The organism is Klebsiella sp. PL-2018 (genome assembly GCF_019048985.1).
In the GTDB taxonomy this organism is placed as follows: Bacteria; Pseudomonadota; Gammaproteobacteria; order Enterobacterales; family Enterobacteriaceae; genus Klebsiella; species Klebsiella michiganensis.
Window position 1 is genome coordinate 1,472,815 of record NZ_CP077673.1, and the last position, 15,763, is coordinate 1,488,577.

General features: G+C 61.0%; 14 protein-coding genes. 4 read left to right on the forward strand and 10 right to left on the reverse strand.

The window, feature by feature from the left end; genetic code table 11:
* Positions 1 to 38: 38 nt before the first annotated feature.
* From MKleb_RS06855 to MKleb_RS06885, 7 genes are read right to left on the reverse strand one after another with little or no spacing between them, the layout of a single operon-like run.
* Positions 39 to 1,280, reverse strand: a complete 1,242-nt coding sequence (locus MKleb_RS06855; RefSeq protein WP_025107106.1) for a Zn-dependent hydrolase — start codon at positions 1,278 to 1,280, stop codon at positions 39 to 41.
* On the reverse strand, positions 1,277 to 1,759 hold the full coding sequence (locus tag MKleb_RS06860; RefSeq protein WP_025107105.1) for an L-2-amino-thiazoline-4-carboxylic acid hydrolase: 483 nt from the start codon (positions 1,757 to 1,759) through the stop codon (positions 1,277 to 1,279). The genes MKleb_RS06855 and MKleb_RS06860 overlap by 4 nt, the downstream gene beginning before the upstream one ends.
* A 17-nt stretch (positions 1,760 to 1,776) precedes the next feature.
* On the reverse strand, positions 1,777 to 2,934 hold the full coding sequence (locus MKleb_RS06865) for a branched-chain amino acid ABC transporter substrate-binding protein (RefSeq protein ID WP_023320490.1): 1,158 nt from the start codon (positions 2,932 to 2,934) through the stop codon (positions 1,777 to 1,779).
* 27 nt (positions 2,935 to 2,961) lie between these two features.
* The gene (locus MKleb_RS06870; RefSeq protein WP_046876916.1) at positions 2,962 to 3,681 is read right to left on the reverse strand and encodes an ABC transporter ATP-binding protein; all 720 of its coding nucleotides are present in this window, start codon (positions 3,679 to 3,681) and stop codon (positions 2,962 to 2,964) included.
* A complete protein-coding gene (locus MKleb_RS06875) occupies positions 3,674 to 4,441 on the reverse strand; it encodes an ABC transporter ATP-binding protein (RefSeq protein ID WP_025107103.1) in 768 nt (255 codons plus the stop codon). The genes MKleb_RS06870 and MKleb_RS06875 overlap by 8 nt, the downstream gene beginning before the upstream one ends.
* A complete protein-coding gene (locus tag MKleb_RS06880; RefSeq protein WP_025107102.1) occupies positions 4,438 to 5,544 on the reverse strand; it encodes a branched-chain amino acid ABC transporter permease in 1,107 nt (368 codons plus the stop codon). The genes MKleb_RS06875 and MKleb_RS06880 overlap by 4 nt, the downstream gene beginning before the upstream one ends.
* Positions 5,545 to 5,554: 10 nt before the next feature.
* Positions 5,555 to 6,505: a branched-chain amino acid ABC transporter permease gene (locus tag MKleb_RS06885; RefSeq protein WP_025107101.1), complete on the reverse strand. Its 951-nt coding sequence runs from the start codon at positions 6,503 to 6,505 to the stop codon at positions 5,555 to 5,557.
* Positions 6,506 to 6,676: 171 nt separating this feature from the next.
* Between MKleb_RS06885 and MKleb_RS06890 the strand changes: the two genes are divergently transcribed.
* From MKleb_RS06890 to MKleb_RS06905, 4 genes are all read left to right on the forward strand, one after another.
* On the forward strand, positions 6,677 to 7,606 hold the full coding sequence (locus MKleb_RS06890; RefSeq protein ID WP_025107100.1) for a LysR substrate-binding domain-containing protein: 930 nt from the start codon (positions 6,677 to 6,679) through the stop codon (positions 7,604 to 7,606).
* Between the two features lie 211 nt (positions 7,607 to 7,817).
* On the forward strand, positions 7,818 to 9,698 hold the full coding sequence (locus MKleb_RS06895; protein ID WP_025107099.1) for a beta-glucoside-specific PTS transporter subunit IIABC: 1,881 nt from the start codon (positions 7,818 to 7,820) through the stop codon (positions 9,696 to 9,698).
* Positions 9,695 to 11,119, forward strand: coding sequence for a glycoside hydrolase family 1 protein (locus tag MKleb_RS06900; RefSeq protein WP_217076540.1), 1,425 nt, complete (start codon positions 9,695 to 9,697; stop codon positions 11,117 to 11,119). The genes MKleb_RS06895 and MKleb_RS06900 overlap by 4 nt, the downstream gene beginning before the upstream one ends.
* On the forward strand, positions 11,116 to 11,955 hold the full coding sequence (locus MKleb_RS06905; RefSeq protein ID WP_025107097.1) for a PRD domain-containing protein: 840 nt from the start codon (positions 11,116 to 11,118) through the stop codon (positions 11,953 to 11,955). The genes MKleb_RS06900 and MKleb_RS06905 overlap by 4 nt, the downstream gene beginning before the upstream one ends.
* Before the next feature lies 1 nt (position 11,956).
* Here the strand turns inward: MKleb_RS06905 and MKleb_RS06910 are convergent, their stop codons facing one another.
* Genes MKleb_RS06910 through MKleb_RS06920 form a run of 3 tightly spaced genes read right to left on the reverse strand, consistent with a single transcriptional unit; the run spans position 11,957 to position 15,762 of the window.
* Positions 11,957 to 12,961 (reverse strand): LacI family DNA-binding transcriptional regulator, encoded by a 1,005-nt coding sequence (locus MKleb_RS06910; protein WP_004848520.1) that lies wholly within the window; start codon positions 12,959 to 12,961, stop codon positions 11,957 to 11,959.
* 30 nt (positions 12,962 to 12,991) lie between these two features.
* Entirely contained in the window at positions 12,992 to 14,392 is a 1,401-nt protein-coding gene (locus tag MKleb_RS06915; protein WP_025107096.1) for a sucrose-6-phosphate hydrolase, read from the reverse strand.
* A complete protein-coding gene (locus MKleb_RS06920; protein ID WP_014837718.1) occupies positions 14,392 to 15,762 on the reverse strand; it encodes a sucrose-specific PTS transporter subunit IIBC in 1,371 nt (456 codons plus the stop codon). Before MKleb_RS06920 ends, MKleb_RS06915 begins: the two co-directional genes overlap by 1 nt.
* Between the last annotated feature and the right edge of the window lies 1 nt (position 15,763).

Genomic DNA, 15,763 nt, shown 5'->3' on the forward strand with positions numbered 1-15,763 from the left:
TAGCCCACGGCCTTGGCTGGCGTGGGCTGTATCGCGTTTTACGTCGCGCCGCAAGCGGGCTCATCCGCGGCAAGACGTAAACTGTTGAGCAGCACGTTCGCCCCTTTCTCCGCCCATTCCGGCAGAATGTTCTCCGCTTCGTTATGGCTAATTCCCTTCTCGCAGGGAATGAAAATCATGCTGGCGGGCGCGACCTTGCTGATATAGCAGGTATCGTGCCCGGCGCCGGAAACCATGGTTCGCGCGCTATAGCCCAGTTCGTCCGCCGCCCGCTGGCTGCGCGCCAGACATCCGGTATCAAAGGCAATGGGCGCGTAATCAAAAATACGCTCGACGTTTGCCGTCACGCCGCGCGCCGCCAGCGCTTCAGCGGCGCGATGCAGGGCGAGTTCCATCGCTTCCAGCGCCGGGGATTGCGGATGACGAAACTCGACGCTGCACGCCACGCCTCCCGGCACCACGTTGCGCGATCCCGGAATGACCTGCGCCATGCCGATAGTCGCGCGCCCGTCTGGATTATGGGCGATACCGATTTGCTCCACCGCCAGCGCCAGTTCGGCGAAGGCGGTCAGCGCGTCGCGGCGGCTGCCCATCGGCGTGGTTCCTGCGTGGGCGGAAAAGCCCTCCAGAGTGACGTTGAACCAGCGCTGGCCCATTGCCGCGTGAACGAGGCCGATATCAACGCCTTCTTCTTCCAGAATCGGCCCTTGTTCGATATGCACTTCGTAGCAGGCGTGGAGCGGGAAGGCGGCGGCAGGACGCTCCCCGCGATAGCCGATAGCCTCCAGCGCCGCGCCAACGCTGATGCCGTCGCGATCTTCGCGGGCGAGGGCGAAAGCTTCGCTAAACTGCCCGGCCCACACGCCGGACGCCAGCATCGCCGGGGCAAAGCGCGCGCCTTCTTCGTTGGTCCAGTTCACCAGCACAATATCGCGTTCGGTCTCAATGCCGCGATCGTTCAGCGTGCGCAGCGCCTCCAGCCCGGCGAGGACGCCGTAAATGCCGTCATAGCGGCCGCCGAGCGGCTGGGAGTCGACGTGGGAACCGGTCAGCACCGGGGCTAACTGCGAATTTTTACCGGCGCGGCGAATAAACATATTGCCCATGCTGTCGACTTCGCAGGGAAAGCCGGCCTCCTGAGCCCACTGGCGCAGCAGGTCGCGCGCCTGACGATCCTCTTCGCTGAGCGCCAGCCTGGTCACGCCGCCCGCCGGCGTGGCGCCGAGCAGCGCCATCTCGTTGAGCATCGACCACAGACGTGCGCCGTTGACGGTTATCATGACTTGTCCTTTTGCACGCGATAGCGGAAGTCGCAGCATTTACCGCCCTGCATGATGGTGGTGGTGCGGGTCAGCTCCACGTCCGGGGCGTAGCCGACGATAAATTTATCGTCGCGGGCGCAGGAGAGCAGGTGGCCAATCTCGCCGAGGCCCATTTCGTGGTACATCTCGGCGTAGCGGCAGCGGTTTACGTTGTAGTTATACTGCTGGTCGTCGGCGTCCAGCACCGTGACTTCCAGGGCGTTATCTTTCTCCCACAGATACTGCAGCGCGACAAAGCTCTGGATATCCGCACCGTTCGGCTCCTGGCGGGCAAACGCTTTTCCCGCCTCAATGGCGGCGTTTTCAATCGCTTCGCCGATGACCGCCTGGGCGCGAGCTTTCCCTATCTCGCGCACCAGGATGGCGTAAATCGGCTTGATTATTTCTGCTTCAATTTTGCGGCGGGCGAGAATGCCCAGCTCGTTATTATCACTCATCACATTGCCTCACTGCGTTACTTCGTTGTTGCGCCGCCGAGTACGGTTTGCGGCTGCCATTTTCCGTCGACGACTTTATAAACGGTAAAGGTTGGCGATTTCAGGTTGCCCTCTTTATCAAAGGCGATTTGTCCGGTCACGCCGGCGTAGTTAATGGCGCGCAGGGCGGGCAGATAGTCGGCAGGGTCGACGGAGTCGGCTTTTTCCATCGCCGCGACCAGCACGCGGGTAGCGTCATAGGCGAACGGCGCGTGCAGTTCGATATGGGTGTGATAGCGCGACTGGTAGGCCTGCTCGAAGGCTTTACCGCCCGGCATCTGCTCGACCGGCAGCCCCGGCTCCAGCGCCACCACGCCGTCGCCCTCTTTTTGCGCCAGCTGGAGGAAGGTCTGGCTAACGAAGCCGCCTGCGCCCATCAGGGTGGCGTTCATACCCAGCTGTTTGATGCGGCGCGCCAGCGGGGCGGCCTGGCTATCGACGCCGCCAAAGAAAATCAGGTCGGCGTTTTTGCTGCGGATCGCGGTCAGCACGGCGCTGAAGTCGACGGTTTTGTCATCGACGTACTGGCGGTCGACGATGTTGATTCCCTGCGCTTCCAGCGACTTAATAAACTCATCCGCCAGCCCCTGGCCGAAGGCGGTACGGTCATCAATGACCGCGATGCGTTTGGCCTTCAGGGTTTGTACCGCGTACTGTCCGGCAAACTGCCCGCCGTCATCGTCGTGGCCCATCACGCGGAAGCTGGTGTCGAAGCCCTGTTTGGTGTAGGCGTGCCCGGTGGCGACCGGCGCGACCTGGGCGATGCCCGCATCGTGATAAACCCGCGCAGCGGGAATGCTGGTGCCGGTGTTCCAGTGGCCGACGACGCCCGCGACGCCGCTATCCACCAGACGCTGGGCGACGGCAACGGCGGTGCGTGGGTCGGACTGATCGTCTTCCGATTGCAGCTTGAAGGTTACCGCCTTGCCGCCAATGGTCGGGTGCTGCTTGTTGATATCGTCAATCGCCAGCTGCGCGCCGTTTTCCAGATCCTTGCCGATACGCGCGGAAGGGCCGGTGAGCGGGCCAGCCAGGCCGATAATAACGGTTTCGCTGGCCGCGGACCACGCGGCGGATGAGGCAAAACCACTGAGCAGAATAGCGGCGCTGAGCGCGCTGATTTTTACGGTTTTCATTGTTTTTCCCTGATGCTGGTTGGTGTGTTAAACGGGCATTTCGCCCAAATAAATCTGTGCTATACGATCGTCGGCCAGCAGCGTCTGCGACGGACCGCGCTCGACGATGCTGCCGCTGTCCATTACCCAGGCGCTGTCGGTCGCCTCCAGCGCCAGACGTGCGTTCTGCTCGATCAGCAGCAGCGCGACGCCGCGCTGGCGCAGGGTGGCGATAACGCGAAAAATGTTCTCGACCATCAGCGGCGCCAGGCCCATTGACGGCTCGTCGAGGATCAGCAGGCGCGGCTGGCTGAGCAGGGCGCGGTTGAGCGCCAGCAGCTGCTGTTCACCGCCGGAGAGCAGCCCCGCCAGCTGATGCTGGCGTTCGGCGAGGCGCGGGAAATTAGCGAAGATGGCGCCCATCTCCTGCTTTACCGCCGCCGCGTCGCGTCGGAGCCAGGCGCCCATTTGCAGGTTTTCCAGCACCGTCATGCGCGCAAAGATGCCGCGTCCTTCCGGCACCATCACGAGTCCTTCGCGCAACAGGGATTCGGCCCGACGTTTGCGGATCGGCTTGCCGTTAAACAGAATTTCGCCGCGAAAGGGTTCCAGCCCGGTAATGGCGCGGACGGTGGAGCTTTTGCCCGCGCCGTTGGCGCCGATAAGCGTGGTCTGCTCGCCCTCTTTCACGCTGAATGAGACGTCGCGCACCGCCTGGATGCCGCCGTAGTGGACGCTAAGCTGGTTAACGGTTAATAAATCAGACATGGACATTGCCTCCCAGCCAGGCGGCGATCACCGCCGGATCGCGGCGTACGGTATCCGGCGTGCCGCTGGTTAACGTTTTGCCGTAATCCAGCACCATCAGGCGATCGCAGATCCCCATCACCAGCTTGACGTCATGCTCGATCATCAGCAGCGTTTTGCCGTCGTCGCGAATGCGCAGCAGCAGTTCGCCAAGGGCCATCTTCTCGGCGGCGTTCATCCCGGCCGCCGGTTCATCCAGCGCCAGCAGGCGCGGTTCGGTGGCCAGCGCGCGGGCAATCTCCAGCCGCCGCTGGTGGCCGTAGGCGAGGTCGCAGGCGCGATAGTGGGCGAACTGCGCGATGCCGGTATAGTCCAGCAGGTGCCAGGCCAGCTCGCGGGTTTGCGTCTCCTCGGCGCGGGCGCGTTTATGACGGGAGATCGCGGCCCACAGGCCGTTGCGGGTGCGGACATGGCGGCCCACCATGACGTTTTCCAGTACCGACATGTCGTTAAACAGCCGCACGTTCTGGAAGGTGCGGGCGATGCCCGCGGCGGTCACTTTCTCAATATTGTTCGGAGAATAGGCTTCGCCGCCGATAGCGAACTCGCCGCTGTCCGCCGGGTAGAGCCCGGTAATCAGGTTAAAGCAGGTGGTTTTCCCCGCACCGTTGGGGCCGATCAGGCCGTAGATTTCACCCTGATTAATGCTCAGCGATACGTTGTCGACCGCCGTCAGACCGCCGAAACGCTTCGTCATATGGCGTACGCTTAACAGGCTCATGCTTTCGCTCCTTGATGTCGCGCGGGCCAGATGCCCTGAGGGCGCAGCAGCATGACCAGCACCAGCGCCAGGCCGTAGAACAGCTGGCGCAGCACTTCCGGGTCAATCAGCACTTCGCCAAACAGCGCCTGCTGTACCGGCGCCGCCTGGCTGCGCAGCAGCTCCGGCAGCGCGGTCAGCAGCACCGCGCCGAGGATCACGCCGGGGATATGCCCCATCCCGCCCAGCACCACCATCGCCAGGACCGCAATCGACTCCTGCAGGGTAAAAGATTCCGGCGAAACGAAGCCCTGAAATGCGCCGAACAGCGCGCCCGCCACGCCGCCGAATGAGGCGCCGATAGCGAAAGCCAGCAGTTTGTAGTTCCGCAGGTTGATGCCCATCGCGCGGGCGACGTCTTCATCCTCGCGGATGGCGTGCCAGGCCCGGCCAATGCGCGAATGCTGCAGTCGCAGGCAGACGAAAATAATCGCCACAATCACCAGCATCAGCAGGTAGTACCACAGCCACAGCGCCGGGACTTTAAAGCCAAACCAGTGATAAACGCCGCTAAACTTGAGGCCGAACAGATTCAGCGAATCGACCCCGGAAATGCCTTTTGCGCCGTTGGTGATGTTGACCGGACGGTCGAGGTTGCGCATCAGGATGCGGATAATTTCGCCGAACCCGAGGGTGACGATGGCCAGATAGTCGCCGCGCAGCTTCAGCGTCGGCGCGCCCAGGACGATACCGCAGCCTGCCGCCAGCAGCGCGGCGAGCGGAATAATCACCAGCCAGGAGGTGTGCAGGCCGTCCGGAAACCAACTATTTAAAATCGGGAAGACGTCCAGCAGATGCGGTGAGGCCAGCAGCGCCGCCAGATACGCGCCGACGGCGTAAAAGGCGATAAAGCCCATATCCAGCAGGCCGGTATAGCCGACCACAATATTCAGCCCCAGCGCCAGCATAACGTAGAGCAGGGCGAAGTCGATGACCCGCACCCAGTAGTTGCCGCCGAGCTGGCTGGCGACCATCGGCGCCACCAGCAGCGCGCAGACCAACAGGGTCATCCCGGACCAGAAGCGGCGGGAGACGACAGGCGTATCGAGTTGTGCCGTTGTCATGATTTTTCTCCTAAGCCCGGTGCGCGACGCGTTCGCCGAGCAAACCGGCAGGGCGGAAGACCAGCACCAGGATCAGCACCATAAAGGCGAAAATATCCTGATAGTTGCTGCCGAAGACGCCGTGGGTCAGGTCGCCGAGATAGCCTGCGCCGAGGGATTCGATAAGGCCCAGCAGCAGGCCGCCGATCATCGCGCCGCGAATATTGCCGATGCCGCCGAGCACCGCGGCGGTAAAGGCTTTAATGCCGGGCAGAAAGCCCATGGAGAAGCTGGCATTACCGTAGTTGCTGGCCATCATCACGCCAGCCAGCGCGGCGAATATGCCGCCGATGGCGAAAGTGAGGGCGATAATTGCGTTAGGGTTTACGCCCATTAGCGTGGCGATGCGCGGATTTTCCGCTACCGCGCGCATACCGCGACCTAAACGGGTGTACTCCACCAGCAGCCACAGGCCAAGCATCACCGCGAAGGCCAGCGCGACGGTGACGATTCCGGTGACGGTAACGAGAGCCGGTGGATGCGCTGCGCTACCGTGGGTCACGGCGATCGCATCCATTGGCAGGATCTGCGGGAACATCAGCGGATTGCGCGACCAGACGATCATCGCCACGGTTTGCAGCAGCACCGAGACGCCGATCCCGGAGATCAGCGGCGCCAGGCGCGGGGCGTTGCGCAGGCGGCGGTAGGCAAAGCGTTCGACCGCCATCGCCAGCAGGGCGCAGACCGCCATGGCCAGCAGCAGCGCCAGCCCGAGCTGCGCCAGCGGTGGCAGAGTGGGGAAATGCGCGTTCAGGGCGTGCATCCCGGAAAGGGTGGTCAACGCGCCGACCATCAGAATGTCGCCGTGGGCAAAGTTAATAATGCGCAGGATGCCGTACACCATGGTATAGCCGAGCGCGATCAGGGCGTAGATGCTGCCGAGCATGACCCCGTTGATGATTTGTTGTATGAGTGTGTCCAACTGATTGTTCCGACAAGATGCTCAAATAATAGCTACCATCCAACAAATGAATTAAATTGTAAAATACGCATATATTCTTTCTTATTATAAATGTGTGGTTAACTATCATTATGATTTTAAATATAATTTAATAACTCGCCGGATAGCGTAATGCGCTAAGAAAATCAACATATGAAAAAAACAGAACAATCAGAAGCGCCGGTTAGCTGGTCGGAGAGTACGTTGGCCAACGATCCGCCGCTGCGGGCGGTGCGCGCCTTCGAGGCGATCGCACGCCTGGGCAGCGTGACCCTGGCGGCGCAGGAGCTGGCGATATCGCCTTCGGCGGTCAGTCATCAGCTTAAGGTGCTGGAGGGCTATTTGCAGATCCCGCTCACCGAACGGCAGGGGCGGCGGCTGACTCTCAGCCAGCAGGGGCGGGAGTATTATCGCTCGATCCGCGCGGCGTTTAACGTGCTGCGTCAGGCCACCGAGCATCTGGTCGAGCAGGTGCAAACCCAGCAGGTGACGATCAGCCTGATCCCGCTGTTTGGCATGGGCTGGTTTATTCCCCGCCTGCCGTCGTTCGTGCACGCGAACCCGCATACCGAAATCAACGTGGTTTATGCTAACCACCGCAACTATCTTAGCGACGCTTCCGATATGTCGATCCGCTTTGGCAACGGTCACTGGGTGGGCTATCAAAGCGAAAAGCTGATTTCCGGCAAAATGGTGCCGGTATGCAGCCAGGCCTTTTTGCGCCTGCACGGGCATATTGATACCCCGGAACAGCTGTTGCAGATGCCGCTGCTGCACGATGAGGAGCGCACGACCTGGAATCAGTGGTTTGTGCAGCAGGGCGTGAAGCGCCCGCCGCGCTCGACCGGGCCGCTGTTTGAGGATGGCCTGTTGACCCTGGCTGGCGTACAGGCCGGGCTGGGCTGCGCGCTCATGCGCGAGCCGCTGATCGCTCCCTATCTGAAGCGCGGGGAGCTGGTGAAAATCTTCGATGCGGCAATTGATGATGGCCGGGATTATTATCTCTGCGTGCGTCAGGATAGCGAGATGACCCCCAACGGTAAGCTATTGCAGAGCTGGCTACGCCAGCAGGCCCTCGGTTGATATTTACTTAAGAATTTACTTAATCCAGTTCACACTTTTGTTCGGTCGCCATTGTCATTACGCAGGGGCGCTTAGATAATCCGCCGAAATAACCCATTTTTATGATGGCGTGCTACTGCGAAAGCAGGCAAGACCAAAATAGAAATGCTCTCCCGCCAAGGGGAGCGTCTCTGTTTTGGTCTTTTTTTTTGCCCCAACACCAGGGAACACTATGAACTATAACGAAACAGCAGACAAAATCCTCCACGCGGTGGGCGGTGCGGAAAATATCCGCATGCTCACCCATTGCGCGACCCGGCTGCGCATGGAGTTCAACGACCGCGCAAAGGTTAACGATGCGCAGATTGGCTCCCTCCCCGGCGTGATCAGCGTGGTGGAGAAGGGCGGCCAGTTCCAGATTGTGATCGGCAACGAGGTGCAGCAGGTTTACCGGCGGCTTAATAAGGCGCTGCCGGAGAAGAAAGGCCCGGCAGGCGGCGATAAAAACGCGAAGCCGGCCGGCATCGTCGCCCGGATTATCAGCGTCATTTCGACCACCTTTACCCCGGTGATCCCGGCGATTACCGGCGCGGGAATGATTAAAGCGCTGCTGGCCATTCTCAAGCTCACGGGGGTGATTAGCGAAACCAGCTCGACGTATCAGCTGCTGAATATTATTGCCGACGCCGCCTTCTTCTTCCTGCCGGTGCTGCTGGCCTACGGCGCGTCGCTGAAGTTTGAATGCAATCCGATTCTGGCGATGACCCTCGCGGGCGTGCTGCTGCATCCGGGCATCGGCCAGATGCTGGCGGCCGGTAAAACGGTCGATTTTGTCGGCATCAACGTCCTGCTTTCCGATTACGCCGGTTCGGTGCTGCCGATTATTCTGACCGTGTGGCTGATGTCGTGGGTGGAGCGCTTTGCCGAAAAAGTGTCGCCATCGATTATCAAGTTTTTCGTTAAGCCGATGCTGATTCTGCTGATTACCGCGCCGCTGGCGCTGGTGGTGGTCGGCCCGGCGGGCATTTTGCTTAACGATCTGGTCGCCGCCGGGGCGGGCGCTATCGACCGCCACGCCAGCTGGTTAATCCCGATGCTGATGGGCACCCTGCAGCCCTTCCTGATCATTACCGGCACCGCCTGGGCGATGACGCCGATCGCCACCGGTCAGCTGAGTAAAAGCGGTTACGAGATGATTAACGGCCCGGGGATGCTGGCATCCAACGTGGCGATGGGAGCGGCGACGCTGTGCGTGGCGCTGAAAACCAAAAATAGCAACCTGCGCCAGCTGGCCTCTTCGTCGGGCTTTACCGCGCTGCTGGGGATCACCGAACCGGCGCTGTACGGGGTGCTGCTCAAGTTCCGCCGGGTGCTGATTGCCGCGATGATCGGCGGCGGCTGCGCCGGGGTCTACGCCGGGGTGAGCGGGCTGGTGCGCTACGCGTTTGTCTCGCCAGGCCTCGCTGCGCTGCCGGCGTTTATCGGCGAAAACCCGATGAACATCGTCCATGCGCTGGTGACCTGCGCGATTTCCATCGTGGTGACCTTTACCCTGACCTGGTTTATCGCTTTTAAAGACGTTCCTGAGGAACAAGACGCGGTGAGCGAGACGCCGCAGCCTGCGGTCAGCCCGACAAGCGAGGGGGAGACGGAAGTATTCAGCCCGCTGCGCGGCCAGGTGGTGGCGCTCAGCGACGTGAACGACGACGTCTTTTCCGGCGGCCTGCTGGGCGAGGGGCTGGCGATTCGTCCCGAAGAAGGGGTACTGCGCGCGCCGTTTAGCGGCACGGTAATGATGTTTCTGCCCTCCTGCCACGCCGTTGGCCTGCAGAGCGACAGCGGTCTTGAGCTGCTGATCCATATCGGTATCGACACCGTCAATCTTAACGGCCAGCACTTTAGCTCTACGCTGAAGGTGGGTGATAAGGTGGAAGCGGGACAGGCGCTGATCCGCTTTGATATTCCCGCCATCGAACAGGCCGGATACGACCTGATTACCCCGGTGATTGTGGTCAACGGCGACGCGCAGCGCGCTCTGCGCCTCACCGCCGCCGCGCAGGTGGATTACGGCGAACCCCTGATGGTGCAATCCGCTAAGGAGGCGCAGGTATGATTTATCAACAGCAGGCCCGGTTCCCGGACGGTTTTCTGTGGGGCGCCTCCACCTCGGCCTATCAGGTTGAGGGCGCGTGGAATGAAGACGGTAAAGGGCCGTCGGTGGTCGACATGCTCAGCCATCCGCCGGGAACGGCGGACTTCCGCATCGCCAGCGACCACTATCACCGGGTGGAGGAGGACGTCGCGCTGATGGCGCAGATGGGGCTGAAGGCCTACCGTTTTTCGGTGGCCTGGTCGCGGGTGATACCTGACGGCGATGGCCCGGTGAATCCGGATGGGCTGGCCTTTTATCACCGCCTGATCGACGCCCTGACGCGCCACGGGATCACCCCCATCGTGACGCTCTACCACTTCGATCTGCCGTGGGCGCTGGAGCTAAAAGGCGGCTGGCTGAACCGCAAAACCGGGGAGGCATTCGTGCGCTATGCCAGGCTGCTGTTCAGCGAATTTGCCGCCAAAGTTCCGCTCTGGCTGACCATCAACGAACAGAACACCATGATTCTGCATCCCGGCGCGATTGGCGTGCCCGCCGATCGTGAACTGCCGGACAAGAAAGCGCTGTACCAGCAGAATCATCATATGATGCTGGCCCAGGCGCAGATCTTCGCCCTGTGCCACCGTGAGTTCCCCGGGCTGCGCATCGGCCCGGCGATAAACACCACGTCGATGTACGCCGAAAGCTGTAAGCCGGAGGACGCCATCGCCGCGCATAACTGGGAGACGCTGCGCTGCTGGAGCTTTTTGGATGTTGCGGTGCATGGGCGCTACAACGCCCTGGCGTGGGCCTATATGCAGGATCGCGGCCTTGCGCCGGAGGTGCAGCCGGAAGATGCGCTGATTTTGCAGCAGGGGAGGCCAGACTATATCGCCATTAACTACTACTCGACCGCCACCATTGCCGCCAGCCGGGGCGACGGCGGCGACGTTGCGCCCCGCGCGGGCGATCAGCAAATTATGCTGGGCGAAGAGGGGGTTTATCGTCCGGCGGAAAATCCGTGGGTTGGCAAAACCCCCTACGGCTGGGTTGTTGACCCGGTGGGGCTGCGCCTGACGCTGCGTAAAGTGTGCGAGCGCTACGGTCTGCCGATTCTGATTAGCGAAAACGGGATGGGCGCGCCGGACAAACTGGAGCATGACGGGACGGTAAATGACGACTATCGCATCGCCTTCCTCGACGCGCATATCGAGCAGATGCGGCTGGCGATAGCCGACGGCGTCGAGCTGATGGGCTACTGCCCGTGGGCGGCGATTGACGTGGTCAGCACTCACCAGGGATACGCCAAGCGCTACGGTTTTATTTATGTCGATCGCGGCGAGGATGACCTGAAGCGCCTGCAAAGGATCCGCAAACGCAGCTTCTGGTGGTATAAGGATGTCATCGCGCAGAACGGCAACCACGACGAGTCGCAGAGATGATTGTTCAGAAGGTGCTCAATAATAGCCTCGTGCTCTCTACGGATGACGATAACAGGGAGGTTATCGTCATGGGGAAAGGCATTGGTTTCAATAGCAGACCCGGGGACGAGATCGCCCCGGAGAAGATAGAGAAGCTGTTCGTGACCCAGACGCTCGGCGCGCGCAGCGGCTATCTTGAGGCGCTCTCCGCCATTCCGGATGAGGTCATCGAAATGGCGGCGATGATTATTTCCCGCGCCAATCTGCAGCTCGCCGGCAAGGTTCGCGAGCAGATTTTCTTTACCCTCGCCGACCACCTGACCTTTGCCATCGAGCGCAGCCGTAAAGGGATCGCCATTCAAAATCGCCTGCTGCCGGAAGTCAGGCGCTTTTATCCGCAGCAGTTCCGCGTCGCCAGCGAGGCGGTGACGATTATTCGCAAGCAGTACGGGATTGAACTGCCGGAGGAGGAAGCCGGGAATATCGCCTTTCATCTGGTAAACGGCCAGAGCGAGGGCGACGACGTGGCGCAGACCATGCAGTCGGTGAAAATGCTGAAGGATATTTTTAATCTCGTGCAGTACCACTTTAAGCAGCAGATAGACACCGACTCGATTAACTATTCGCGCTTTCTGGTCCATATGCAGTTTTTCCTCCAGCGTTTACAGGAGGGGGAGCTGGACGGCGCGCGGGACAGTTTTCTGCTGGTGCAGGTGATTAAGGCGTATCCGGACGCATACCGCTGCGCGCTGCTAATCCGCGACTACGTCAAAGCCCAGCTCGATATCACCCTCGGCGGCAACGAGCTGCTGTGGCTCACCGTTCATCTGGTGCGGATCGCGGGACTGGATGCGTGAATCACCGATGCCGAAACTGCAGCGTCGCCGGCAGGTAGCGCTGTAGCGGCTCAGGCGTATTGCCGTCAATCAGCTGGCTGATTAAATCGTAGCAGTGCCAGGCCAGCTGGCGGTTGTCCTGCTGGACGGTATCAATACGCAGCGACAGCGAATCGTAGAGATAGTGATCGTCAAAACTTGCCAGGTGGATGTCTGAATCCAGCAAATGGTGCTGGCTCATATAGCGCAGCACCCCTTCCAGCAGACCACAGGCGGCGGTAAACAGCGCCTTTGGCGGCCGGCCCAGGCGCGCGCAGAGGGCGGCGAACATCTCATAGCCGGAGCTGGGGTGATAGTTGCCGTTGATCACCCACTCCGGGCGCAGCGCAATGCCCGCCTGAGTCAGACCCTGCGTAAACCCGGCCAGGCGATCGCGGGAGGGCGACAGACGTGGCTGGCCGCCTAAAAACCAGAACTCATCGTGATGCTGAGGCGCGATACGGGAAATTAGCTCCGCCGTCGGGGTAATCGAATCGGTCATCACCAGCGGCAGCGCGCTTTCAGTTGGACAGCGGTCAAACAGCACCACCGGCAGCTGTTCGCTGAGCTTCAGGTAGTCGGCATCGTTGTGCATACAGGAGGCGACAATCAGACCGTCGACCTGGCGGGCAATCATGTTATTGACCACCATGCTCTCCTGACCGGGGTTTTCATCGGTACAGGAGATCAGCAGCTGGACGCCCGCTTCGCGGCACAGCATCTCCAGCTCATGGGAAAAGACCGCAAAGCCGTAGTTGGTGATCTCCGGCACCACCAGGCCGATGGTGTGGCTGCGGTTATCGCGCAGCGAGCGGGCGTGAATGCTCGGCTGATAGTGCTGCTCGCGGGCAATCGCCAGCACGCGCTCGCGCGTTTCCTGCGCCACGCGCAGCTCCTTGCCACGACCGTTCAGCACCAGGCTGGCGGTCGCTTTGGAAACGCCCGCCAGTTCGGCGATATCTTTAATGGTTACGCGTTTGGTTTTCATTACGACGCCATGAGCCTGAAAGCAAAACGCTTATTCTATCATGCATGTTCGCAGCGGCCAGTAGCAGAATGCATCCGGCGCGCTGCCGGAGAAAATCAGCTGCGCCGGATAATCCGGGAAGCAGCGGCTGCTCATCACCCCCTCGCCGTCGTTGATGAAAATCTCCACGCTCGACCGATCGATGAAAATCCGCAGCGAGCGCACCTCGCCGCGCCAGTAGCGATAGTGCATTTCGTCGCTGGCGAGGCTGCGTCGCGCCAGACGGATACCGCTGGCGTCGCGCTCCAGGGTTAACGCGCCGCCGAAATCAAGGCTTAGCGCGTCGTCGCCGGCGGTTTGCAGCGAGATTTCCATCGGAGCCAGCGGCAGTGCGTTCCCCTGCCAGCCGTGCGCCTCCCCGCGCAGGGCGGTCAGCTCGCGCAGCGGACGCTGGTAGAGCCGGCCGTCGATAAATTCCAGCTCGCGCAGGCAGGTCATCTGGTGGATCCAGCCGCTGGCAAGCGTCGGCTGAAGCATCTCTTCACCGTCCGGGACGCCCATCCAGCCGACCAGCAGGCGGCGGCCATCGCTGGTGTGCATGGTTTGCGGGGCATAAAACTCAAACCCGGCGTCCAGCTCGTGCAGCTCGCCGTGTTTGAACGCGGCGCGGTCGTAGTCGACATCGCCGCTCATCCATACCGCCGGATAGGTATTGAGGAAGCGCTCTTCTTCGCGGGCAATCCCCTGCGGGCAGCAGATCAGAATATGCTGGTCGCCGAGCGGAAACAGATCCGGACACTCCCACATATAGCCCGCGTCGCTCAGGCCGTTAATGCCGTAGCCGGCGATTTCGCCCTCGCTGCGCCACTGATGAAGGTCCGGGGAGCTGAACAGCAGCACCTTACCGCGCTTTTGCCGATCCTGCGCTCCCAGCACCATGTACCAGCGGTCTTTATGCCGCCAGACCTTCGGGTCGCGCACGTGGCCGGTATAGCCCTCCGGCAGCGGCAGGACCGGACCGATTTTGCGGAAGGTACCGTCGGCGTTTTCCGTCGCCAGGCACTGCCACGCGGTTCGGCCGCCGTCGTCAAACTTCACGTTGCCGGTATAGCACAGGGTGAGCGTACCGTTGTTATCCACCGCGCTGCCGGAGTAGCAGCCGTTGCGGTCGTACTCTTCATCCGGCATCAGCGCAATAGGCTCATGCCGCCAGCGCAGCAGATCCTCTGAACTCCAGTGCGCCCAGCACTTGAACTTATGATCGCAGGCGAGCGGGTTCCACTGGTAGAACAGATGATAGCGCCCGGCAAACTCGACAAAGCCGTTGGGGTCGTTCATCAGCCCGGTCACCGGCGCATGGTGCCAGCGTGGATAATGGCTATCGGCCAGCGCGCGCGGCTGGCCCTGCATAACGGCCTGCAAAATCGCAGGCAGACGTGATGGTAGTGACATTATTCAGCGTCCGTTTTGTATTTCAGCAGCAGAGAGACGACGAAAGCGACGCCAAAGGCGATGACCATGCCGATAATGTAGTTCAGCAGCGAGCTGGCCTGTACGATGGCCATGCCGGGAATCGCCGTCAGGCCGACTGCGGTCATATAGACGTGCACTGACACGACCCACGCGCCGCCCGCCGCGCCGCCGATCAGCGCCGCGATAAACGGCTTCATGAAGCGTAAGTTGATACCAAAAATCGCCGCCTCGGTGATGCCCAGCATAGCGGAAAACGCCGAGGGCAGCGCAATGGCTTTGATTTTGACGTCTTTGGTTTTAAACCATACCGCCAGGCAGGCGCCGCCCTGGGCGACGTTGGCCATGGACCAGATCGGCAGCAGGAAGTTGACCCCGATGGACGGGTTGCCCAGCAGTCCGGCTTCGATGGCGTGGAAGCTGTGGTGAATACCGGTAATGACGATAACCGAATAGAGACCGCCAAACAGCAGCCCGGCGAGCCAGCCGGCGTGGCTAATCAGAGTGCTGAGGACAAACGAAATGCCGTCGCCGAGCGCGCGACCGGCCGGGCCGATAATCAGCAGGGCGATAAAACCGGAAATAATCACCGTCAGGAACGGCGTCAGGATCAGGTCCAGGGCATCGGGGATCGCGCGGCGCAGCTGCTTCTCAACGATGCTCATAAACCACACCGCCAGCAGCACCGGGAACACCGTCCCCTGATAGCCGATCATGGCGATTTCGAGGCCGAAGAAGTTCATGGTATGGAAACCGGCGGCCACGCCCCAGGCGTTAGTCAGCGCCGGGTGGGTCAGAATGCCGCCGAGCGTCGCGCCGAGATAGGGGTTACCGCCGAATTCGCGGGCCGCGGTAAAGCCAATCAGGATTGGCAGAATGATAAACGCCGCCGAACTGCACATATCCAGCATGATGTAGAGGGCGTTGCTCGGATCAACCCAGCCGTAGGTTTTGACCATCCCCAGCAGGCCCATCAGCAGGCCGGAGGCGACGATAGCCGGGATAATCGGTACGAAGATGTTCGACAGCAGGCGCGCGATGCGCTGGAAAGGATTAAGCTTTTTCGCCGCGATGTCGGCGGCCTCCGATTTGCTGGATTCGCTTATACCTGCCGCCTGAATAAAGGCGGCGTAGACTTTATTCACCACCCCGGTGCCGAAAATAATCTGCATCTGCCCGGCATTGCGGAAACAGCCCTTAACCCCTTCAATTTTGCCGATAGCCTGCTGGTCTGCCAGCGCGTCATCGACCAGCACCAGGCGCAGGCGCGTGGCGCAGTGCGCGGCGCTGGCGATATTTTCCTTGCCTCCCAGAAGCGGAAGCAGCGAGCGGGAAATCTGTTCAAAATCCATA

Bases quoted from the DNA above. Each gene is read 5' to 3' on its own strand.
- MKleb_RS06895 (WP_025107099.1), top strand. From the start codon at position 7,818: ATGAACTATAACGAAACAGCAGACAAAATCCTCCACGCGGTGGGCGGT.
- MKleb_RS06920 (WP_014837718.1), bottom strand. From the start codon at position 15,762: ATGGATTTTGAACAGATTTCCCGCTCGCTGCTTCCGCTTCTGGGAGGC.
- MKleb_RS06870 (WP_046876916.1), bottom strand. From the start codon at position 3,681: ATGTCTGATTTATTAACCGTTAACCAGCTTAGCGTCCACTACGGCGGC.
- MKleb_RS06865 (WP_023320490.1), bottom strand. From the start codon at position 2,934: ATGAAAACCGTAAAAATCAGCGCGCTCAGCGCCGCTATTCTGCTCAGT.
- MKleb_RS06905 (WP_025107097.1), top strand. From the start codon at position 11,116: ATGATTGTTCAGAAGGTGCTCAATAATAGCCTCGTGCTCTCTACGGAT.
- MKleb_RS06915 (WP_025107096.1), bottom strand. From the start codon at position 14,392: ATGTCACTACCATCACGTCTGCCTGCGATTTTGCAGGCCGTTATGCAG.
- MKleb_RS06890 (WP_025107100.1), top strand. From the start codon at position 6,677: ATGAAAAAAACAGAACAATCAGAAGCGCCGGTTAGCTGGTCGGAGAGT.
- MKleb_RS06875 (WP_025107103.1), bottom strand. From the start codon at position 4,441: ATGAGCCTGTTAAGCGTACGCCATATGACGAAGCGTTTCGGCGGTCTG.
- MKleb_RS06855 (WP_025107106.1), bottom strand. From the start codon at position 1,280: ATGATAACCGTCAACGGCGCACGTCTGTGGTCGATGCTCAACGAGATG.
- MKleb_RS06880 (WP_025107102.1), bottom strand. From the start codon at position 5,544: ATGACAACGGCACAACTCGATACGCCTGTCGTCTCCCGCCGCTTCTGG.
- MKleb_RS06910 (WP_004848520.1), bottom strand. From the start codon at position 12,961: ATGAAAACCAAACGCGTAACCATTAAAGATATCGCCGAACTGGCGGGC.
- MKleb_RS06860 (WP_025107105.1), bottom strand. From the start codon at position 1,759: ATGAGTGATAATAACGAGCTGGGCATTCTCGCCCGCCGCAAAATTGAA.
- MKleb_RS06900 (WP_217076540.1), top strand. From the start codon at position 9,695: ATGATTTATCAACAGCAGGCCCGGTTCCCGGACGGTTTTCTGTGGGGC.